Origin of the sequence: Neisseria sp. P0022.S009 (assembly GCF_051956675.1) — a bacterium.
In the GTDB taxonomy this organism is placed as follows: domain Bacteria; phylum Pseudomonadota; class Gammaproteobacteria; order Burkholderiales; family Neisseriaceae; genus Neisseria.
Genome location: NZ_JBQCXE010000004.1, coordinates 1 through 22,069, shown reverse-complemented (window position 1 = coordinate 22,069; position 22,069 = coordinate 1). Strand labels below are relative to the sequence as shown.

Here is a 22,069-nt window from a genome sequence, read left to right as displayed (position 1 = left end):
CATGCCCACTAAGCAGGCAAACGCCCCAGCGTTACCCTGTCCAATCCTGCCAAATCCTGCTCTGTTGCCACTTCGACAAAACCGTTCTCCAGCATAATGTTCCGCACTGCTTCGCCTTGGTCATAGCCGTGTTCAAACAGCAGCCAACCGTTGGCTTTCAGGTATTTGGGGGCTTCTTGGGTAATGTGGCGGATATGGCTGAGGCCGTCTGAAAAGTCGGTCAACGCGTTTTGCGGTTCAAACCTCAAATCGCCTTGCAACAAATGTTCATCGCCATCCTCGATATACGGCGGATTGGAAACAATCACATCGTATCGGCCTTCAGACGGCCTGTCGGTATCAAACCACGAACCCCGCGCAAATTCGACTTTTGCGCCCAATTCGGCCGCATTTTGACGGGCAGTATCCAAAGCACCGACGCTGATGTCGGATGCGCGAACATCGGCATCAACGCGTTCAAGCGCGACGGTCACGGCAATGGCGCCGCTGCCCGTTCCCAAGTCCCACACGCGGCCTTGCGGCGGCAAGCGTTTGAGCACAGCTTCCACCAAATGCTCGGTTTCAGGGCGTGGAATCAGCACATGGGGATTGACGGCAAAGCGTCGTCCGTAAAACTCGCGTTCACCCAACAGATAGGCCATCGGCTCGCCTTTCAGACGGCGTTGCGTCAAAATCTCCAAGGTTTGCAGGGCGGATTCTGCCAAATCGTCCGTACCACGCGTCACCAGCTGCGCGCGCGTGTAACCCAGCGCATATTGCAACAACATCCGCGCTTCATTTTTAGGCAGTACCGATTGGCGCAACCATTCATCAAGCATCATTTTTCGTCCCATCTGCCAGCGTTGTGGCTTTTCTTTCCTTATTCTTTCCGGCAAACGTACCGATGGTGGCAACCGCAAATGCGGCATACCACAAATAAAATCCGGCACCGTAGCACACGATATCCGCCGTATTTCCTGCTTCATCGACATGTACGGCTTTCACACTGAAAGCCACCAGCGCCAAGCCCCAAAGTGCCGCATGGACAGGCACGACCTTCTTCCGCAACGCCAGCAACACAATGGCCGCCAACCAAACATAATTCGCATAGGCCGCACAATATCTGATATCCAAAGGAGCAAATATCGACCCCAAAATCAAAACGGTCACACCCTTCATGCTTTCATGATTGCCCAAATAAAATGCAACATTGGACAAAGACGCTATCCACAGGACAACCGACACCAGCAACATCACTATGGGAAAACTTGATTTCCGATTCTGTTCCTGCATGGTTTTATCCTAATGTAAAAGGCCGTCTGAAAACCTTTCAGACGGCCTGCCGTTTAAATTTCGCTACCGCCGACGGTCAGTCCGGCATCAATCCTCAGGGTCGGTTGTCCGACGCCGACAGGAACGCTCTGCCCTTCTTTGCCGCAGACGCCGATGCCGCTGTCGAGCGCGGAGTCGTTGCCTATCATGGAAACATGTTTCAACACTTCGGGGCCGTTGCCGATGATGGTCGCGCCTTTGACAGGGTATTGCAACTTGCCGCCTTCCACCCACCACGCTTCGGATGCGCTGAACACAAACTTGCCGCTGGTAATGTCCACTTGTCCGCCGCCGAAGTTGACGGCGTAAATGCCCTTATCGATGGAAGCGATGATTTCTTCCGGCTCATAGCCGCCGTTTTCCATAAAAGTATTGGTCATGCGCGGCATAGGTGCGGAGGCGTAACTTTCGCGGCGGCCGTTGCCGGTCGATTGCGTACCCATCAGACGGGCGTTGGTTTCGTCCTGCATATAGCCGACCAAAATACCGTCTTCAATCAATACAGTGCGGCGGGTTTCATTGCCTTCGTCGTCGATATTGAGCGAACCGCGTCTGTCGGCAATATCGCCTTGATCCACAACGGTAACGCCTTTGGCGGCGACACGCTCACCGATTCGGCCGGAGAAAACGCTGGTTTCTTTACGGTTGAAATCGCCTTCCAAACCATGTCCGACCGCTTCGTGCAACAACACGCCCGGCCAGCCGTTGCCCAAAACGACGGTCATCTCGCCGGCAGGCGCAGGACGGGATTCGAGATTGGTCAGCGCTTGTTTGACGGCGGAATCGACAAACCGATGCACCAAGTTTTCATCGAAATACGCCAAATCATAACGTCCGCCGCCGCCCGCGCTGCCCTGCTCGCGACGCTCGCCCTGCTTGGCAATGACGGTAACGTTCATGCGCACCATCGGGCGGATATCGGCAGCGTGTTTACCATCCAGACGGGCGATGTACACCATGTCATATTCGCAGGTCAAACCGGCCATCACTTGCACGATACGCGGATCAGTGGCTTTGGCCAGCGTTTCGACTTTGTTCAACAGCGCGACTTTGGCAGCAGAATCGAGGCTGGCAATAGGGTCAATCGCCATGTGGACAGGCTTGCCGTAGGCAGGTGTTGGCACTTTGACGCTGGCCTCGCCGCCGGCCGCACCAATCACGCGCACGGCTTTGGCAGAGCGGTTGATCGAATCGATACACAGGCTGTCGGCGTAGGCAAAAGCAGTTTTATCGCCCGAAACGGCACGCACGCCCACACCCTGATCGATTTGGAAGCTGCCCGATTTGACGATGCCTTCTTCCAAATGCCAGCTTTCATAGGCAGTACGCTGACAATAGATGTCGGCATAATCGACATGGTTGGTGCCGATAATGCTCAGGCTTTGGGCAAGCAAATCGGGGGAAAGATGGTTGGCTTCGAGCAAATCTCGCTGTACGGCGGCGTAGGTTTGTTGCATAATTTTTCAGACGGCCCGACGAGCAGGCAAAGTTAATTTGGCCTTGATTATACGGTATTTTATATGGCTTTGGATATGTTGATTGCTTGGGTTTATGAGTGATTAAAACAAATCAAAAGGCCGTCTGAAATATAGGGGCGAAATGTTTGCCTTATCCTATTTCAACGTCAGCCGCGTAAAGAAGATAACAAATCATCGTATGATTGATGCAACGGCAGACTGATAAAGATTTAAATCATAAATAAATTGGACTTAAAATGAAAAAAATGCTTTTTGTATTATTAGGACTGGCAAGTCTTAATGTTTGCGTTGCCAATCCTACCTATGATGCGACTAGGGGCGCATTACAAAATGACCCTGGTTTATGTCAATACGGATACAATCCTAACTGCGCGTCATCTCGTCAGCACCAACGGAACCAGCCTAAGGAAATTATCAACATCGATGTTCCTTCAAAATACGGTGCATGGGCAGCTAACCCTAAAACTGGTATATCAGGTGGGGCACTCGAAATGGATTCACTTGATGCTGCTAAAAGAGAAGCCATTAAAACTTGTGAACTAGGTGGGAAAAATAAACCGTGTAAAATTTATGCTTGGGTCAGGAATGGCTGTCTTGCCGTTGCCCAAGATCAAAATGGTACAATTTTTTTCGGATCAACTACCCCTGGCCTAGCTGAAGATGAAGCCTTAGAAAAATGCCAAAAAAATAGAAAAGCACAATGTAGAATTATTGCTACCGAAGGCTGCTCAATGCCTAAATTCTAATAGACAAAAGGCCGGCTTTATTCAGACGGCCTTTTCAATCACGGCAAAGCCAATGCCGAAACTTAATTCCCATACAAAACAATCTATTATAGAAAAATCCCTTATTTTTTTAGTTTTGCTATTGATAATAGTTATTATTAGCGTATAATTAAATCCACTCGGAAGACGTCCTAATCCGAGCCATTAAACGACAGATTTTATCCCCCTCTTCCCCATTATCTCTTGATACTCGGAGTGCGCATATACGAAACATACCTGTTCCCCTTTATATCAGATACTCAAAACCGAAAAACATGAAACCCACTGCCGATACAGTGGGTTTCATGTTTTGCAGCGTTCGGTTTATCAGGCTTGGCCGACTGCTGATCAGGCCGTCTGAAACCGAACAGGCCTGATTATCGGCAGGTTTTCATGTTCAACTTGCCATAACGGCCGACAATGTTTCTGATGTCTTGGGCATCGCGCTCATCAACCGCCATAAAGACCACAGTCATGCGCGCTACGCTCAAACCGGTATCGGGTGCGCTTCTGTCTTCCTGTTCGACAATGCGTGCGCCGCCGAAACCTGCGCTGGACAAGCGTGAAATCAAAACTTGGGCGGAAGAGCGGCTGCGTGTTACGTCAATGCTGATTTCGCCGTTGTGAATGCTGCCGCTAAAGCCGCGGCTGCCCAAGGCGTCAAGCTGGGCAGAAGTGTCGCCGTCGGCAGGCAAGACCACGCGGAAGGTTTTGGAAGAAGTTTCACCACCGGATGCGCCGTTGCGTTTTTCGATACTGCGGCTGGCCGCATGGGGCCATTTGCCCAACAGGCCTTTGATGCGGTGGTAATCGTCTTCATCCATCACTACGGTGGCGCTGCTGGTACACAAGCGTTCCACGCCGGCCGCGTCCATCTCTTCTTCGGCGGCGCGGCGTTCTTGCGCTTCTTTCTCGCGGCGCATTTTTTCTTTTTTCTCTTTCAACTGCTGCGCTTCTTGTTTTTTACGCAAGGCTTCTGCTTCTTCGGATTCGGGTTCGGCCATGATCAGGCCGTCTGATTCATCCGCCACCCAATCGGGCTGCGATGCCTGCTGCGGCTCGGTTTTGGGTGCGTCCAAAGAAGACGGGCGCAATAATTCGTGCGTGCCGCCTTCCAAGGCGGATTCGGGTTTGGCAGTTTTATGCTGTGTCCGATAGGCAACCATGCTGCCAAAAACAATGATGTTGAGTGCGACCAAGACCGCAAACAGCCATTTCATGATGCGTTTTCCTTTTTATTGTCCGTTGCGATGGGCAATCCAATGCAAGAGCCCGTGAATCACGAGATTATCGACGATTTTCACTTGATTGTCATGAACGAATGACTCCGGCAGCGCCTGCACGACTCTGGCCGCGCCGCCGCCCGTGATAATAATATCGACCGGTTTGCCCCCGCCCGTTTTGTCTTTCAGACGGCCATGCATCATCATCAGCGCGCCACAAACGGCATCCATCATGCCGCTGGCAATGGCGTTCGGCGTTGTGGTCGGGAACGGATATACCTTGCCGATGGGGCGGTTGAGGTTGGCGGTTTTGAGCGCCATCGCCTCTTTCATCAAGTGGAAACCGGGCATGATGGTGCCGCCGAGATAATGATTGTCTTCCGTCAGCGCGTCGGTGGTTACGGCGGTGCCGCAGCTGACGACGACGCAGGCGTTTTGCGTAAAGCGGCGGCAGCCCAGCGCATTAAACCAGCGGTCGGAGCCATGTTCTTCAGGGCGGCGGTAATGGTTGCGGATGCCCAAAGCCTGCGGCATGGAAGACAGCCATTCAACCGGACGGGTCAATTGTTCTTCCACCATCGCTTTTTTGATCGAACCGCACACGGCGCAACCGACAATCTTCACATTTTCATCGGCAAATCGCAGCCATTCTTCGCCCAGCTTGGCCAAATCACGATACGGCGCACGGCTGACTTCGGTAAATGTGCCGTTCTCCACCCACGCCCATTTCAACTGACTGTTGCCACCGTCCAGCAGCAAAGAGCGTTCCGGCTTGGCGGCGGCGGGTTGTGCCGGACGGTTATCCGGGCGCAAACTGATTTCGCCGCTGACGATGGTTTTCTCGCCCTCGTCCGTCAGCAAACGCAACGCGCCTTGCGCATCCACGCCTTTGACCACGCCTTCGTGGACAACGCGCCCGTCTTGAAGCAGCAAGACCGGACGGCCTGTGTCGCGGTTGGCGGCATCGTATTCGACGACACATGATGCAAATCCGTTTTGCGCGTATTCATTCAACAGCGCATCGAGTTGCGCCAACACCGCATTCAATAAGGCTTCGACGCTTACGCCCTGCTTAGAGACCGTCTGAAACAAAGCCTGCACGGAAGTAGCGTTTTCCACTTCTTTCGGCAATACAAAATTAATGCCGATGCCGATGACGGCGACGGTTTTATTTTCCACCCGCGTCGTTTCAATCAACACGCCGGCCAATTTATCGTTGGCCACGACCAAATCGTTCGGCCACTTGATGTTCACGTCCAAACCAATATCGGCAAGCGCACGGCGGCAAGCCAATGCCACCACCAACGCCAGCGAACCCAGCTCATACTGCGGCTTGTCAAACGCCCAGCCCAGGCTGAACATCAGACATTCGCCCTGTCGGTTGACCCAGCTTCGCCCTTGCCGTCCGCGCCCTTTGGTTTGAAAATGCGCCACACACAAAGCCTTGTGCGCCAAACCTGCCGACCGGCGCGCCAACGCCATGATTTCATCGTTGCTGGACGAACATTCGTGTTTCAACTGCGCGCGAAAACCATGTTTCCCGGCCATTTGTTGCAGAGATTCTTCGGCAAACACAGCCAATGGGCGCACCAAGCGCCATTGCCCGTCATGCTGGCGCAGCAAACCGCGGATATGGCCCGGCATCTGCTGCCAAAATCCGTTTAATTGTTGCGGCTTCATTCCGGACGCACGCGCCAGCTGAGAAACGTGTTGTGGCAGGCCGTCTGAAAGCGTGGCGAGCAAGGCCCAATGGCGGCTGTTCAAATCCGTCATGCGCCTCCTCCGGCTTCACGGATTTTCGCCAACGTTTTGGTGGTCGAAGTCTGATGTAAAAACGGAATCGAAAATACTTTGCCGCCGCGCGCAAACGTCTCGGCCGCACCGACAATCTTATCCACAGGCCAATCACCGCCTTTAATCAATACATCGGGTTTGACCATTTCAATCAGCGCGGCCGGCGTATCGTCATCAAACCATGTGACCAAATCCACGCTGGCCAATGCCGCTGCCACTGCCGCGCGGTTTTCCAAAGGATTAATCGGACGGTCATCCCCTTTGCCCTGATGGCGCACCGAAGCATCGGTATTCAACGCCAACACCAAAGCCGCACCTGCCGATCTCGCCTGCGCCAGATAAGTAACATGGCCTCGGTGGAGAATATCGAAACAGCCGTTGGTAAACACCAGCGGACGGGGCAATGCCGCCAAACGCTCCGCCAGCTTTTCGGGCGGACAGATTTTGGATTCGAATTCTGGAGCTGACCATTCGGACATGATGCGGTTCCTTTGGAAATAAAACAGAAAATAATCGGGGTATTATAAAGGATAACGGCGAAACTCCATAAAAAGATACCGAACGGTACGATATTCGGGCTTGACTGCGTATTCATCGGCATTTGACAGACACCGCAGACACCGTTTTTGCCGCTGCCATGATGGAACGGTTTGATGAATACTGTTTTTGAAAACCAATAAACTTGAATAAAATTCAGGGCATAAACGGAAAAAAGCCTGCATACAATATGCAGGCTTTCATCTGGGGTGGCTGATGGGGCTCGAACCCACGACAACTGGAATCACAATCCAGGGCTCTACCAACTGAGCTACAGCCACCGTAAAAATTGGCACGCCCGACAGGAATCGAACCTGTAACCCCCGACTTAGAAGGTCGGTGCTCTATCCGGTTGAGCTACGGGCGCTCATGCCGATTCGTGCTTAGAATTTTGTGGTCGGGGCGGTGGGATTCGAACTCACGACCCTCTGCTCCCAAAGCAGATGCGCTAACCGGGCTGCGCTACGCCCCGACTGAAGACCCGAACTATACAGACCCTTTTCATCCCGGTCAACACTTACTTTGCTTTATTTTGCTATTTTTTATTTATCTTATTATTTTTAATCATTATTTATTTTTATGTTTCGTCATCGGGGTTACTCTTTTGTGTCAGGCCGTCTGAAAAATGCGATAATTTGAACGCAATATTTGTCCCTATTTAGAAGGAAAATCATGACTGCTCAACTTATAGACGGAAAAAAAATCTCCCAGCAACGCATCGAGGCGGTCGCGCAGGCGGTAAAGGCGCGCCAGGAAAAAGGTTTGCACACGCCTTGTTTGGCGGTGGTATTGGTCGGCGACGACCCTGCCAGCGCGGTTTATGTACGCAATAAAAAACTGGCCTGCCAAAAAAGCGGCGTCGAATCGCGCTCTTACGAGCTGCCGTCTGAAACCACGCAAGACGATTTGTTGAAACTGGTGGACGAATTGAACGGCGACCCTGCCGTCGACGGTATTTTGGTGCAACTGCCACTGCCGGCACACATCGACAGCCAAGCGGTTTTGGAACGTATCGAGCCGCATAAAGATGTGGACGGCTTCCACCCTTACAACGTCGGCCGCCTGGTCGTTAAAATGCCGCTGATGCGCCCTTGCACACCCAAAGGCGTGATGACTTTGTTGGAAGCCTACGGCATCGACCCGAAAGGCAAAAAAGCCGTGATTGTCGGCGCATCCAATATTGTCGGCCGCCCGCAGGCGTTGGAATTGCTGCTGTCCCGCGCGACGGTAACCATCTGCCACAGCGCCACGCAAAACCTTGCCGATGAAGTTGCCGCCGCAGATATTTTGGTGGTCGGCGTGGGCATTCCGAATTTTGTTAAAGGCGAATGGGTCAAACCCGGCGCCGTTGTTATCGATGTGGGCATCAACCGCTTGGACGATGGCGGCCTGTGCGGCGACGTGGAGTTTGACGTTGCCAAAGAACGTGCGTCCATGATTACGCCCGTTCCCGGCGGCGTCGGCCCGATGACGATTGCCACTTTGTTGGAAAACACGCTACACGCGGCCTCATTGCACGATTAACCGCCGTCATTAAATTAGGCCGTCTGAACATGTTTTTTCAGACGGCCTGACCTGTTTTTTTTGTTTTTTTACCTTATCGGCTTCACATGTCCTTACTCGCTTCCCACACCGACAACCCGACTTTCCGCAATGCTTCCTATATCCTGATGGGTTTGGCTTTGCTGATTGTCTTGCACTACCATCTGCTGCCGCTGCTGCTGTCGGCTATCCTGACCTATATCTTTATTACGCGCACCAACGGCGTCATCCTCAAACTCCGCCGCCGTGTTTTGCCGCGCAACACGCGGCTGCATAAATCGCTCAATGCGCACAATATCAACCTGATTTCCACCACGCTGACGCTGGCCATCGTGTTCAGCATCATTGCGATGATGTCTTTGGGCATTTACCACCTGATACACGGCGGCCATGTCGGCTTTATGCTGGCCAAACTGGCGGCGATTTTGGAAGACACCAAAAACAGCCAAGACCTGCCTGCGGCCATTCTCAATATGCTGCCCAACAATATGGCCGAAATCAAAGCCTCGGCAATCAAGCTGATTGACGAATACCGCGCCGCGCTGACCCGCATCAGTAAAAACAGCATCACGTCCTTCGTGTACATCCTCATCGGCATCATCATCGGCGCCATGCTCAGTTTCCACCGCCTGAAAATGCGCAAAAACCGCCGTAAAATGCCGCTGTTTAAAGCCGAATTGGTGCAACGCATCGTCACTTTTGAAACCAGCTTTGAACGCGTGTTCCTCGCCCAAGTTAAAATCTCTCTGATTGACACCTTCCTGACCGGCCTGTACCTTTACTTGGTTTTACCGCTGTTCGGAGTTGAGCTGCCGTTTAAAATGACCGTCCTGATCATCGCCTTTATCGTCGGCCTGATTCCGGTGGCGGGCAACCTGATTTCCAACACCATCATCATTATTTTGAGCCTCGGCGCATCGCTTTACGTCGCACTCGCCTCGCTGGTTTTCCTCGTTGTCATCCACAAGCTCGAATATTTCCTCAACGCCAAAATCATCGGCTCGGAAATCGAATCCAGCGCGTGGGAATTGCTGGTGGCAATGGTCGTCTTTGAACGCATTTTCGGCATCGGCGGCATCATCGTCGCGCCGGTTTATTACGCCTATTTGAAAAACGAATTGAAACTGCGAAAATTGATTTAATCAGTTGCGTTTATACACACAAAAGGCCGTCTGAAAACGACAATCGGGTTTTCAGACGGCCTTTGCTTTACCTTTTCTTACACTTTACGGCATAATGGCAGCCACGCATTCCTAGAAGAAAGACAAACAATGTCAACCAAAACCCCTTCCCTATTCGGCGGTGCGATGATTATCGCCGGTACGGTTATCGGCGCAGGCATGCTTGCCAATCCGACCGCCACCTCTGGCGTCTGGTTTGCCGGCTCGCTGGCCGTGTTGCTGTACACCTGGTTTTCCATGCTCTCCAGCGGCCTGATGATCTTGGAAGTCAACACCCATTATCCGCACGGTGCCAGCTTCGACACCATGGTCAAAGACCTGCTCGGCCCGGCTTGGAACATCATCAACGGCGTTGCCGTCGCTTTCGTTTTATACCTGCTCACCTACGCCTACATCTTCGTCGGCGGCGACCTGACTGCCAAAGGCATCGGCAGCGCGGTAGGCGGCGAAATTTCGCTCTCCGTCGGCCAACTCGTCTTCTTCGGCATCCTCGCCTTTTGCGTTTGGGCATCCGCCCGCTTGGTTGACCGCTTCACCAGCATCCTCATCGGCGGCATGGTATTGACCTTTATTTGGGCAACCGGCGGCCTGATTGCCGATGCCAAAATGCCTGTTTTGTTTGACACCCAAGCCCCGGCCAGCACCCACTACTGGATGTATGCCGCCACCGCCCTGCCCGTCTGCCTTGCGTCATTCGGTTTCCACGGCAACGTCTCCAGCCTGCTCAAATACTTTAAAGGCGACGCGCCCAAAGTAGCCAAATCCCTGTGGGCAGGTACACTGATTGCCTTGGTAATTTACGTCCTCTGGCAAATTGCCATCCAAGGCAACCTGCCGCGCAGCGAGTTCGCACCGGTTATCGCCGCAGAAGGCCAAGTTTCCGTCCTGATCGAAACGCTGTCCAAGTTCGCCCAAACCGGCAATATGGACAAAGTGTTGACCCTGTTCTCCTACATGGCGATCGCAACCTCCTTCCTCGGCGTAACACTCGGCCTGTTCGACTACATCGCCGACATCTTCAAATGGAACGACAGCATTTCCGGCCGCACCAAAACCGCCGCGCTGACCTTCCTGCCGCCTTTGATTTCCTGCCTGCTTTTCCCTACCGGTTTCGTCACCGCCATCGGCTACGTCGGCCTGGCCGCCACCATCTGGACAGGCATCATCCCAGCCATGCTGCTCTACCGCTCGCGCCATAAATTCGGTGCCGGCAAAAACTACAAAGTTTACGGCGGATTCTGGCTGATGGTTTGGGTCTTCCTCTTCGGCGTCATCAACATTGCCGCCCAAATATTGAGCCAACTGGAGCTTGTTCCCGTATTTAAAGGTTAAATTCCCTTAAGGCCGTCTGAAACACCCTCTTTCAGACGGCCTAATTCATTATTTTCCGCTACAATACCCCCTTTCCCCCAACGAACCCCGTCCATGTACGACAATATCCGTTTCCATCTCGACGAAGACTATCCCGACCAACTACCGCCCGAAAACGCCGCCACCCACATCGGTATGTACTGGCAGTGGGCGGCAAAATCAGGCCTCGTCAACCCCGTCTGGCAAACCGCCCCCGAAACCGCAGCCGACTTCGCTGCCATGACCTCGGGCAAAATCAGCGGACGGCACTTCCTGCTCAAACACATGGACGGCGCATTGACGGCGGACGACTTTACCGAACTCGGCCAACGGTTTACCGAGTTCTACTACACCGACGAAGAAGACGGCTACGGCGCATTTATGGAAGACTACGTCCTCGCCCTCGACACGCCCTCGCTCGGCGGCTTCTACCACGTCAAAAACACCCCGGAAACCTTCGCCAAACTGACACCCGTTTTTCAGACGGCCTTTGAAAAATGGAAAAGCAGTTTGAAAGCAAAAAAATAAGAGCCCGAACCATGAAACTCATCATCCTCGACCGCGACGGCGTCATCAATCAAGACCGCGACGATTTCGTCAAATCCGTTGACGAATGGATTCCCATCGAAGGCAGCATGGATGCCATCGCCTTTTTAACGCAGGCAGGCTACACCATCGCCGTGGCCACCAACCAATCCGGTATCGGCCGCAAATACTTTACCGTGCAAGACCTGACCGAAATGCATGCGAAAATGCACCGCCTTGCCGTTCAAGCAGGTGGCACCATCGACGGCATATGGTTTTGCCCGCATACCGCCGTCGACAACTGCGAATGCCGCAAACCCAAACCCGGCATGATTCTCGACATCATCGAACGCTTCAAGGCCGATGCCGCCGAAACCTGGCTGGTCGGCGACAGCCTGCGCGACCTGCAGGCCATTGATGCCGCAGGCGGAAAATCTGCGCTCGTCCTGACCGGCAAAGGCAAAAAAACGCTGGCCCAACATGAGCAAGACCTGCCCGAACACACTCAAATCTTCGACAACCTGCTCGCTTTCTCGCAATACATCATGCGCGAAAACACACAAATCGAAGAAACCGCGCAAGCCATCTTATAAACAGACAACAAGGCCGTCTGAAACCTGATCACACCGGCGTTCAGACGGCCTTCCAACGACAGACTTTTCCCCGATATGCTGATTATCCGCAACCTGATTTACTGGTTCATCCTTTCCTCCAGCATTATTTTGCTGTTCCCCTTTATGCTGCTTGCCCTGCCCTTCCAAGGCGGCGCGCACAAAATGGCACAAGTTTGGGTACGCATCCTCAACTGGTCGCTCAAACACGTCATCGGTTTGAACTACACCTTAAGCGGTGCAGAAAACATTCCCGACCGCCCGGCCATCATTTGCGCCAAACACCAAAGCGGCTGGGAAACCCTCGCCCTGCAAGAAATTTTTCCGCCGCAAGTCTATGTTGCCAAACGCGAACTTTTCAAAATCCCTTTCTTCGGCTGGGGCTTGAAACTGGTTAAAACCATCGGCATCGACCGCAGCAACAGCCGCGAAGCCAACAGGCAGCTGATAGAACAAGGCCTTGCACGTAAAAACGAAGGCTATTGGATTACCATTTTCCCCGAAGGCACACGCCTGCCTCCCGGCGAAAAAGGCCGCTACAAGCTCGGCGGCGCGCGCATGGCAAAAATGTTTGAGATGGACATCGTCCCCGTCGCGCTCAACAGCGGCGAGTTTTGGCCACGCAACTCCTTCCTCAAATACCCCGGCACCGTCAGCGTCATTATCGGCAAACCCATTGCCTACGGCAGCGGCAACGAAGCCGAACTCATGGCCCAATGCGAGCAATGGATAGAAAGCCAACAGCCCCTGATTACCGGACAAGGTCCGTTCGCGCCCCAAACCAAATAAATTATTCCATCGGGTGGGCCGCCATGCCCGCCCCTCTCCCTCAAACACCATGCCCCGCCTCCATACCCACACCCTTTCAGACGGCCTGACCATTCATATCCAGCTCAGACGCAGTGCCAAGAAAAACCTCATCTTGCGCCCCGTTTCCGCCGATACCGTCAGCATCAATATCCCGCCGTTTGTGACCCAGCGCAACTTTACCCAATGGCTGAACGACAACGAGGCCATCCTGCGCCGCACCCTAAACAAAACACCGACCCAGCAAACACCCACCGATACGCTTCCCGAATGGATTTGGTATCAAGGCGTTCAGACGGCCTTGTCCGTCCACACGGCAAACCACATCCAAATCAGGCCGTCTGAAATCCTGTTGCCCGAAAAAGAAACCGCCGCCCAACTGACCCATCTGCGCCGCTTCCTGCACGAACGTGCGCACGAATATCTGCTGCCGCGCCTCGAAAGCCATATCCGAAGCACCCGCCTGACCCCGAGCGCCATTTCCCTGTCCAACGCCAAAACCTTCTGGGGCGTTTGCCGCCACACCACCGGCATCCGCCTCAACTGGCGGCTCATCGGCGCACCCGAATATGTCGCCGACTACGTCTGCCTGCACGAACTCGCCCACCTGCGCCATCCCGACCACAGCCCTGCGTTTTGGGCTCTGACCCACTCGCTCACGCCGCATGTCGACCAAGCCGAACAATGGCTGAAGGCGCACGGCGGCGAATTGTTCCACCTCGGCTAAGTCTTCCCAGCAGCATTTTTCTGCAAGCAAACACCAGCCCAAAGCAAAGAATCAACGCCCTCCAAACAAATCATGTAGCCGCGCGTAAAATCAAGTTTATCCGCTTGCCGCCCCTCATACCTGCCGATAAGATGATGTCGTTCTCAAAACCCTTTTCAGAAAGGAAAACCGATGACCAAAGCAAAATCGTTACTGGCCACCGGCATTTTGGCTCTTTTCTCCACCACGGCATTCGCCTCCCCGCTGCCTTCCGAAATCTACCGTCCGGCAGGCGCACACACCATCAAAGCCGACCATCAAGGCGACGGCGAGTTTGAATACGAAGCCGAACTTTCCGGCCGACACAATTCCATTCCTTCCCTGGCCAAAAAAGTGATCGCCCACGCGCGCAGCAAAGGTTTCCATGTGGTCGAGTCCGAAATCAAACGCGACGATGCCGATCTGAAATTCAAACGCGGCAAACAAGAGCTGGACGTTTCCATCGAAGACAAAGGCCAAGGCCGCATCGAATACAAAGCCGATTTGGACCTGGACGAAAACTAAATCCGATCCGTAAACAAAGGCCGTCTGAAATCCCATCGGGTTTCAGACGGCCTTTTGTCGCATTGATCAGATAAAATGACCGTCAGTTTACAAAATTTCCGACTCAAAACATTGTACAATCTGCCCACTTATACCGATAACATCCCCAACATTGCCATGAAAAAACGTCTACTCCTCCTCGCCATCCTTCCCCTTTTCCTTCACGCCGCCGATGTGCCGCCCAACGTAAAACCCGAGCTTCAAGTCAACACTGCCGAACCCCAACAGCCCGAAGCGCACAATATCCCTGCCGAACAGACAAACAGGCCGTCTGAAAAAATCATCAACGTCGATGCCGACACCCTGCTTGCCAACACCGAATTACTGGCACGCGCCATGTATTCCGCCGTCGTCGCCCACAATATCCCCGGCATCAAAGCCGTTTTACCCATTTACGAACAATGGCCCGAACACGACCGCGCCATGGCACGCTATGCCAAAGGTTTGCTTGCCCAATCCGAAGGGCGCGCCGCCGAAGCCATCGGCCATTACCGCCGCTTTATCGCCGAGCAGCCCGATGCCTCCGCCGTCCGCTGGCAGCTTGCAACCGCCTTATTTGAAGACAAACAAAACGAAGCCGCAGCCGACCAGTTCGACAAACTGCAAACCGAATCTCTCCCGCCCGCCTTGCAAGAACGCATCGAAAACTACCGCAAAGCCCTGCGCGAGCGCGACTCATGGCAATTCAATGCCGGCTTGAACATCACGCGCGAGCAAAACATCAACCAAGCTCCCGGCCAACGCCGTCTGGGCAACCACCTGAGCGACAAACAATGCCGCGCCGTGCGCCTTGCCTATCCCGACGACGACTGCTTCCGAGGCTGGACATTCCCAGAACCCATCGATGCCACCGCCGTCCACTACCAAATCGGGGCAGAAAAAAAATGGTCGTTGCCGCGCGGCTTCTATGCCACGGCAGGCGCAGACCATTACGGCAAAATCTATCCCAAACACACCAACTACAACGACCTCACCACACGCTTCTCGGCAGGCCTCGGCTATGCCGACCAGCGCAGCGATATCGGCATTACCCCGTTCCACGAACGCCGCTTCTACGGCAACGACCCCTACACCTACACCAACGGCGCACGCCTTCACTACAACCATTGGTGGCAACCCAAGCTGCAAACCCTCAGCGCATTTGAAGCAGGCCGTCTGAAAAACAGCCGCCGCGAACATTCCGATAACACCAGCCAACTGCTCAGCAATTCCATCATTTACTACCGCAACGCGCGCCAATACTGGATAGCCGGCATCGACCTCTACCGCGAACGCAACCGCGACGACAAAAGCGACAGCTTCAACCGCTACGCCCTGCGCGGCACATGGGGACAAGAATGGCCCAAAGGCCTCTCCACCGTCCTACGCCTCAGCGCCGCCCAACGCCGTTACCAAGCCCCCGGCTTCTTCAGTAACGAACAAAACCGCCGCGACAAAGAAGCCTCCGCCTCCCTGAGCGTATGGCACCGCGCCCTCCATTTCAAAGGCATCACCCCGCGCCTGACCATTGCCCACAACAAAACATGGAGCAACGACAAATTCTACGAATACGGCAAAACCAAAATGTTTATCGAATTGAGCAAAACGTTCTGACAAGTAGAACCAATCTGTGGATAAAGCAAAAATACCTGTCCTGCATACTGATTTACAAGACAGATTCAAACTTTTACAGATACCGGATAAATAGATCTTTTAAGGCGTAATTTCTTATTAAATTCATATTTATCAAATAGATGAAATTTAAGCCCATATTACTTTACAACGTAACGTACAACTCTACATAACGCTACAAAAAAATCAGGCCGTCTGAAACCCGACTTGGCGTTTCAGACGGCCTGAGTATTAGTTATCATCTCCTTTCACCTCTTCAGAAAGTATGATGATGAACGCCCTAAACAAAACCCTCTTATCCATTTCTGTCGCGCTGGGATTGAGCGCCTGCGCTTCCGTCAAAACCGCAGACACCTACGACCTAGACTTCTCCAAACAAAAATACACCGAACAAAGCATCGAAGTGAACGGTCAAGCTATCAAATTCCGCGCTTACGAAGGCGTAGTTTACGTCCGCAATCCTGTCGATACCCGTCACGAAATCATCAATATTTATGTACCCGAAGCCTATTACAACGGCGGCGAGATAGACGGTTTCAACGCCGAAACCGCACCGATTTTCCTGCCCAATCAAATCGGCGGCTATATGCCTGCCGAACCAGGCAAACCCGCTTTAGAAGGCAAACGCGGCGAGCCTGACGACGGCCAAAAATCGCCCAACGCCGCCCTGGTTGCCCTCTCCAAAGGCTACGTCGTCGCATCCCCTGGCGCACGCGGCCGGACAGAACCCACCGGTAAAGCACCTGCCGCCATCGTTGATTTGAAAGCCGCCGTCCGTTACCTGAAAGCCAACGACAAAGTCATGCCCGGCAATACCGAAAAAATCATTTCCAACGGCACAAGCGCAGGCGGTGCGATGTCCGCCCTCTTAGGCGCGACAGCCGACCAAAAAGATTACGAAAGCCACCTCAAAGCCTTAGGCGCGGCAGACGGCAGCGACAAAGTTTTCGCCGTATCCGCCTACTGTCCGATTACCGACTTGGACCATGCCGATATGGCTTACGAATGGCAGTTCAACGGTATCAACGACTACAAAAAAATGAACATTTCCATGCTCGACTACCGCGTCAAACGCGAGCTGGTCGCAGGCACGCTGACCGATGACGAGAAAAAACTGTCCGACCTCCTCAAACCCCTATACCCCGTATACCTCAACAGCCTGAACCTGAAATCCCCCGAAGGCAAACCCCTGACACTGGACGCCCAAGGCAACGGCAGCTTTAAAAACCATATTGCCGGTTTACTTGCCAAATCCGCACAAGCCCAGCTTGATGCAGGCAAAGACCTGAGCGACCGCACTTGGCTGACCGTCCGCAAAGGCAAAGTCGTCTCCGTCGATTTCGATGCCTACGCCAAAGCCGCCGGCCGCCAAAAAACACCGCCGGCCTTTGACGGCGTAGATTTAAGCACAGGCGAAAACCAACTCTTCGGCACCAATACCGTCGACAAACGCCACTTCACCGCGTTCTCCATGCAACACAACACCGCCGCCAACGCCGAAATCGCAGATGAAGAAACCATCAAAATCATGAACCCGCTCAACTACATCGGCAAACCGGGCGTAAACCTGCCGCAAAACTGGCGCATCCGCGTCGGCACCAACGACCGCGACACCTCACTGGCAGTCTCCGCCGTCTTAGCCGCCAAACTGCAAAACAACGGCCAAACCGTCGACTACGCCCTGCCTTGGGATGTCGGCCACGGCGGCGATTATGACTTAGACGAACTGTTCGCCTGGATGAAGCAAGTCAGCAGCTCTACAAAATAAGCGTTCCAACATGGATTGAGATGAGATTTGGTATCCCGTTTTGATTGGAAAAAGGCCGTCTGAATATTTCAGACGGCCTGAGCCCTTTTTAAATAAAACCTTCTGAAAGCTAAATTTTTAACCTAATCTATGCTTACTGTACACACGCATCCATATATTTCAAGTTTTATATAGTTTAAAAACTTATCCGACTTTCAGAATTCAATAAATACAGAGTATTGATGCAATACAGGCTTTTAATTTTCTGATGAAATTTCTTGATCTTCAAATTTCATACTTTTCTGATTTAACTTCCAAGTAGTCTTATTTGTAGAAGATATGGATTTTTTACCCTGATGAAATTCATAGCAGACCCTATCTGTTTTTAATACAAACTCTTTGCTGAGTTCAAATTCCATCACACACTTTCCTTGCAGCTTCAAGGACAAGGTATCTTCTACATGGTAACTCAGTATTCCATCTATTTTTTTAAAATTGAAGGGCGGACGCAACAACTTTTTATTATCATAGAATGATTCGTATACCAAATCTATTGAGCCTAAACTTGGAAGGCCGGTATGGTCTTGGCCAATGCTTCCATCCTTTCTATTAATCAAATAAATATTATAATTTTGCTCAATAATACTATTTTCTTCAGACTCTTCTGACTCTCTATTAGTTGCAACAACAAGCCATGCAAATGAATCATTATAGGGAATCACACCCAGAACTTTTGCATACTCGGGGATACTTGTTGGAACAGCATATATATATTCTTTAGAATCCTTAGGCGCCTTAATCTTATTTAAATCAAGAAAACCATTTGATAATCTAGGATAGGACTGAAACCAGATTTTAGATGAAATCGGTAACGTTAAACATTCCGCCTCCGCCAAATGTCCCTGCTCCTTAGGATAATTAATATAACAATTATCCCTACTGCTTTTTTGAAGAGATACAACAGGCTCTTCTTTGATGTTTCTATCAGCAAGGGGCTCTTTAGTAACTACTGCTCCTTGTCCACACCCAGCTAAAGCCGTTAGTAAAAATAATAATAATATTACATGATTAGGTTTAGAATGAATCATACATTTCCTTAAATATCAATTACTTTTGGTTTAAACCCTTGGATATGCAAATGATGGTAATGATCCTTATGAGAAGAAGAATGAGGTAGGAGTTTATTACCATTAACCTTAACTGGGGACGATAAAAAATGCTTATATCCAAACTTATAAAGAGCTTCCACGAATCTTACATTAGCATCCCAGTCAAAATTATTAGCAGTTGTGTGAATCCCACCTCCACCAAGATGCGCATCATTCTTAGCAAAGTAACGGAAATCACCATTAATCCCATTTAAATGAGATACACTTACTCCAGGTCCACCATTTTTAGTACTGAATCCGCTTCCTACGCAAGCTACATGTCCTAGGGAGCACAAGGCCCCTAGAACAGCGGCTAGAGAAAGTCCACTTAGATAAAAACGCCCATCTTTACTTCTGATTTCCCATTTGTAGCTAATTTTCCCGTTTTTACTGACATAACTTTGATGTCTCCGTTGGTTAACCAAATATATAGTTTCTCTTGGTGTTGCTTCTTGATTCTTTTTTCTCCATTTATATGCAAGAAATAATGCTGACCGTTCATTTTGTAAAAGATGTTGGTTTCCTTGCTCATCATAATAAATAAATTCTACAAAACCAGTTGCATTTTTATTTTCTCTTTTGATTGTTCCATCATAGTAAATATGATAGCGAACTGTATCTTTAGCAGCTTTTTGATCTCCAACGACTGTTAACGGTTTTCCTCCCTGTTCTGTGTGGATATTTTTTTGACGGGGGGGTTCTTTTTGTTGAGGTTGAGGTTGAGGTTGAGATTTAGCTTTCTCTTCTTGCTTTGGCGGGGGAGTTTTTTGTGTCGTAGTTGGTTGTTTTTGTGAAGGATTATTTTTCAATACCTGCCCAATAGTATTAAAAGCAGCTTGTTGCACCACCTGTGTTACAGCTGTTATTGAATTTGTTCCTAAAGCACCCTGTGCGTTCTGTATTGCTGTCTGATTAACAGTAATCTGCCTAATCGAGACAGATTGCAGACATCGTAAGTGTAAAAGCGGTTTACCTTTATTTCCAAACCCATATACGAAACCGACTAAGGCCTTTACTTTTAAACGGCCTTCATGATCAGTTTTTTTGCTTTTTTCTCTTTGCCTATAAAATATACTGAATTCTGTATTGGAAACAGCTTTCCCTTTAGTATCTACAACCGTAATTGTAAACGTGTGTACAGGAAGCGAAACCTTCACTACTGTATCACGTAGACTTTCTGTAACCGTAAATGATTTAATCGGCTGGAGGTTGCCTTCACCTGCCATACAAATCTGAATAGTTTGTCCTATTTCCGCAATAATATTTTCTTTAATTCCTTGTGTATTTGTAATGTGTTGTTTGGGCTTCCCTTTGTACACCAAAGTGAATTTCACATTACTTATTGGTTTTTTTGTATCTCCTTCTAAAAGGCTGAGATGGAAGTTAACATCTTTAGACGCATTATTTTCCGCATCTGAAGAAGGCTGTTGTGGCTGCTGTTCCATTTCATCTTGTTTTTTAGGCTCAGGAGTGCCTTTTGCAGCCAATGGTGCAGAAACTTTCATATCCGAAGCTGTGATTGTATATGGCTGTACCTGATCCGCTTTTTGAGAAATTGTCTCACTTTCGCGACCATCAATTTCTAAAATGATTTCAGCGCCAGGATGTCTGACTATAACGGGCAACTCCCCATCTGTATCAGTTTTATGGGTAACTTCAAATTTGCTATTTAAATGTTTACCATCATATGAAGATAGTATTTTAACAGTCTTATCTTTTAAAGGAAGGCCGTCAACATCTTGCAGTTTTACTCGAATTTTACGTTTGCAACAGGTTTCCAAATCGTAGTTGGCAAATAATTTCAAATATTCGCTGATATGAGTTTTATTGCCATCAAACTCGCTGTGTCGTTTTCCTGTTTTTTTATCAATTTTGTAATTTCCAGGCATATCTAAAAAAGATGCTAAACCACCAGAACCAACTAGGTGGCAGCCGGCAATACAACCGGATTCGGTAATTTCTATCCCCTTAACAATTTTTCCATAATACTCATTAAACCCCCATACCCGTAATCTTTTACACCATAAATCAATAGATAAATTAATTGCTGCTACTTGAATTTCACGAGATGATCTAAATGCTTCTTCTGATACTGCTCCATTTTTTCCTGTCCATTCGCCTTGTTTTGTTTTATATCCTATATCAATTAGAGCGCCTTCTCCATACTGGAACAAACCAATATACCCTCTTTCGTTAATTTCATGAATAGCTTTTTTGTTTACTAAATCGTTCTGATTTAAATCAGCACCACTTTCTCTTCGTGCTAATGCATAAATGAACCCTTTTCTATTAGAAGGATAGGATATGTCAAATACAGCCTTATTTTTTCTCATAATTAATTTCCTAAATAATTATTATTAATAATAAATTTAATATTTTCCTAAAACAGTATTTCTAAGTATATTAATTTCCGAATTGGTTGTAATCTTCTAATAAATTATCCTCGACGACTTCTTCTGTCTCAGATATTTCTTCACAATCATGATCTTCTTCATCACAGGCACAACAGTGATCTTCATGTTCTGTCTCATTATCTGGGATGAGAGCCCATTTTTGCTCTTTGGTCAGCTTACCTATCACAGAAATTTCGATTTCATCTTTCGAATCTCCATAAAATCTTGATGTTCTCCCATTTTTATCAAAAGTTTCTATACGCTCTGAATTTTGCCCCCTATTAATTACTTTATAACTAATACCTCCTGATAAAAAATCAGAAGTGAATACACTACTAAAATCGAAACGCCTACTAAACAAACCTGTTTGTGGAAGTAATGGTAGCCGTGCATTGATCCCATTCGCCCCATTCACCACCAGCGGCGCCCTCACCCTTACCACCTTCGGACTCCCGATCTCAACTTCCCCGTTACTCAGCTTGATATACGCCCCTTTGCAGGTAATCAGAATCTCTTCCTTCGCCGCAATGGTGATTTTTCCTGCACTGCTGGTCAGGGTGGCGTCTTTTAAGGCGTTCAGCTGCAACTCGTCATTCTGTGCCTGTACAGTGACTGCACCCTGATTGGCCTGCATCTTGATGCCGCTGCTTTGGGCAAACAGGTTAACGCTCTCTGCCGCATGGGCGGTCAGGCTTTGGCCGGCGGTAATGTCGGTATGGTTGCCGCTGATAAGGTGGA

General features: G+C 50.3%; 20 protein-coding genes and 3 tRNA genes. 11 read left to right on the top strand and 12 right to left on the bottom strand.

Translation table 11 applies throughout. The annotated features are described in order from the left end of the window. Positions 1-8: 8 nt before the first annotated feature. The 3 genes from prmC to tldD are packed head-to-tail and all read right to left on the bottom strand — an operon-like array spanning position 9 to position 2,768. Positions 9-821, bottom strand: coding sequence for a peptide chain release factor N(5)-glutamine methyltransferase (gene prmC / locus ACTHUG_RS06765; protein ID WP_440386440.1), 813 nt, complete (start codon positions 819-821; stop codon positions 9-11). After that, positions 811-1,272, bottom strand: a complete 462-nt coding sequence (locus ACTHUG_RS06760) for a hypothetical protein (RefSeq protein WP_440386439.1) — start codon at positions 1,270-1,272, stop codon at positions 811-813. Before ACTHUG_RS06760 ends, prmC begins: the two co-directional genes overlap by 11 nt. A 53-nt stretch (positions 1,273-1,325) precedes the next feature. Then, a complete protein-coding gene (tldD, locus tag ACTHUG_RS06755) occupies positions 1,326-2,768 on the bottom strand; it encodes a metalloprotease TldD (RefSeq protein ID WP_440386438.1) in 1,443 nt (480 codons plus the stop codon). Positions 2,769-3,025: 257 nt separating this feature from the next. Between tldD and ACTHUG_RS06750 the strand changes: the two genes are divergently transcribed. After that, complete coding sequence (locus ACTHUG_RS06750) at positions 3,026-3,535, top strand: DUF4189 domain-containing protein (protein WP_440386437.1); 510 nt, start codon at positions 3,026-3,028, stop codon at positions 3,533-3,535. Positions 3,536-3,930: 395 nt separating this feature from the next. On the opposite strand, the gene ACTHUG_RS06745 is transcribed toward ACTHUG_RS06750, so the two are convergent. From ACTHUG_RS06745 to ACTHUG_RS06720, 6 genes are all read right to left on the bottom strand, one after another. Further along, on the bottom strand, positions 3,931-4,773 hold the full coding sequence (locus tag ACTHUG_RS06745; protein ID WP_049359154.1) for a hypothetical protein: 843 nt from the start codon (positions 4,771-4,773) through the stop codon (positions 3,931-3,933). Between the two features lie 15 nt (positions 4,774-4,788). Then, positions 4,789-6,549, bottom strand: coding sequence for a bifunctional biotin--[acetyl-CoA-carboxylase] ligase/type III pantothenate kinase (locus tag ACTHUG_RS06740; protein ID WP_440386436.1), 1,761 nt, complete (start codon positions 6,547-6,549; stop codon positions 4,789-4,791). Then, on the bottom strand, positions 6,546-7,052 hold the full coding sequence (locus ACTHUG_RS06735; protein WP_440386546.1) for an adenylyltransferase/cytidyltransferase family protein: 507 nt from the start codon (positions 7,050-7,052) through the stop codon (positions 6,546-6,548). The genes ACTHUG_RS06740 and ACTHUG_RS06735 overlap by 4 nt, the downstream gene beginning before the upstream one ends. Before the next feature lie 260 nt (positions 7,053-7,312). Next, positions 7,313-7,388: transfer RNA gene (locus ACTHUG_RS06730), tRNA-His, on the bottom strand. Positions 7,389-7,397: 9 nt separating this feature from the next. Continuing rightward, positions 7,398-7,474: transfer RNA gene (locus ACTHUG_RS06725), tRNA-Arg, on the bottom strand. A 27-nt stretch (positions 7,475-7,501) separates the two neighbouring features. Next, positions 7,502-7,579 (bottom strand) — tRNA-Pro (locus ACTHUG_RS06720). Between the two features lie 200 nt (positions 7,580-7,779). Between ACTHUG_RS06720 and folD the strand changes: the two genes are divergently transcribed. From folD to ACTHUG_RS06670, 10 genes are all read left to right on the top strand, one after another. Further along, entirely contained in the window at positions 7,780-8,631 is an 852-nt protein-coding gene (gene folD, locus ACTHUG_RS06715; RefSeq protein WP_440386435.1) for a bifunctional methylenetetrahydrofolate dehydrogenase/methenyltetrahydrofolate cyclohydrolase FolD, read from the top strand. An 86-nt stretch (positions 8,632-8,717) separates the two neighbouring features. Continuing rightward, positions 8,718-9,791, top strand: coding sequence for an AI-2E family transporter (locus tag ACTHUG_RS06710; RefSeq protein ID WP_440386433.1), 1,074 nt, complete (start codon positions 8,718-8,720; stop codon positions 9,789-9,791). Positions 9,792-9,920: 129 nt separating this feature from the next. Beyond that, the gene (locus ACTHUG_RS06705) at positions 9,921-11,162 is read left to right on the top strand and encodes an aromatic amino acid transporter (RefSeq protein ID WP_440386432.1); all 1,242 of its coding nucleotides are present in this window, start codon (positions 9,921-9,923) and stop codon (positions 11,160-11,162) included. 93 nt (positions 11,163-11,255) lie between these two features. Next, positions 11,256-11,708 carry a DUF7832 domain-containing protein gene (locus tag ACTHUG_RS06700; protein ID WP_440386431.1) on the top strand — a complete coding sequence of 151 codons (453 nt, stop codon included), beginning with the start codon at positions 11,256-11,258 and terminating at the stop codon, positions 11,706-11,708. A gap of 11 nt (positions 11,709-11,719) precedes the next feature. Further along, positions 11,720-12,298, top strand: coding sequence for a D-glycero-beta-D-manno-heptose 1,7-bisphosphate 7-phosphatase (gmhB, locus tag ACTHUG_RS06695; protein WP_003749152.1), 579 nt, complete (start codon positions 11,720-11,722; stop codon positions 12,296-12,298). 75 nt (positions 12,299-12,373) lie between these two features. Beyond that, on the top strand, positions 12,374-13,105 hold the full coding sequence (locus tag ACTHUG_RS06690) for a lysophospholipid acyltransferase family protein (RefSeq protein ID WP_049347813.1): 732 nt from the start codon (positions 12,374-12,376) through the stop codon (positions 13,103-13,105). A 49-nt stretch (positions 13,106-13,154) separates the two neighbouring features. Further along, a complete protein-coding gene (locus ACTHUG_RS06685; protein WP_440386430.1) occupies positions 13,155-13,850 on the top strand; it encodes a M48 family metallopeptidase in 696 nt (231 codons plus the stop codon). Positions 13,851-14,021: 171 nt separating this feature from the next. Continuing rightward, positions 14,022-14,393: a hypothetical protein gene (locus ACTHUG_RS06680; RefSeq protein WP_440386429.1), complete on the top strand. Its 372-nt coding sequence runs from the start codon at positions 14,022-14,024 to the stop codon at positions 14,391-14,393. Between the two features lie 156 nt (positions 14,394-14,549). Further along, complete coding sequence (locus ACTHUG_RS06675) at positions 14,550-16,025, top strand: surface lipoprotein assembly modifier (protein ID WP_440386545.1); 1,476 nt, start codon at positions 14,550-14,552, stop codon at positions 16,023-16,025. A gap of 289 nt (positions 16,026-16,314) precedes the next feature. Continuing rightward, positions 16,315-17,811, top strand: coding sequence for a subtype B tannase (locus ACTHUG_RS06670; protein ID WP_440386544.1), 1,497 nt, complete (start codon positions 16,315-16,317; stop codon positions 17,809-17,811). A 236-nt stretch (positions 17,812-18,047) separates the two neighbouring features. Here ACTHUG_RS06670 and ACTHUG_RS06665 read toward each other — a convergent pair whose 3' ends face one another. From ACTHUG_RS06665 to ACTHUG_RS06655, 3 genes are all read right to left on the bottom strand, one after another. Further along, positions 18,048-18,878, bottom strand: a complete 831-nt coding sequence (locus tag ACTHUG_RS06665; protein ID WP_440386428.1) for a hypothetical protein — start codon at positions 18,876-18,878, stop codon at positions 18,048-18,050. A gap of 8 nt (positions 18,879-18,886) precedes the next feature. Next, positions 18,887-21,271: a peptidoglycan-binding protein LysM gene (locus tag ACTHUG_RS06660; protein WP_440386427.1), complete on the bottom strand. Its 2,385-nt coding sequence runs from the start codon at positions 21,269-21,271 to the stop codon at positions 18,887-18,889. Positions 21,272-21,341: 70 nt separating this feature from the next. Continuing rightward, positions 21,342-22,069: DUF2345 domain-containing protein (locus tag ACTHUG_RS06655; RefSeq protein WP_440386426.1), on the bottom strand; the 728-nt coding region annotated here is incomplete at its 5' end.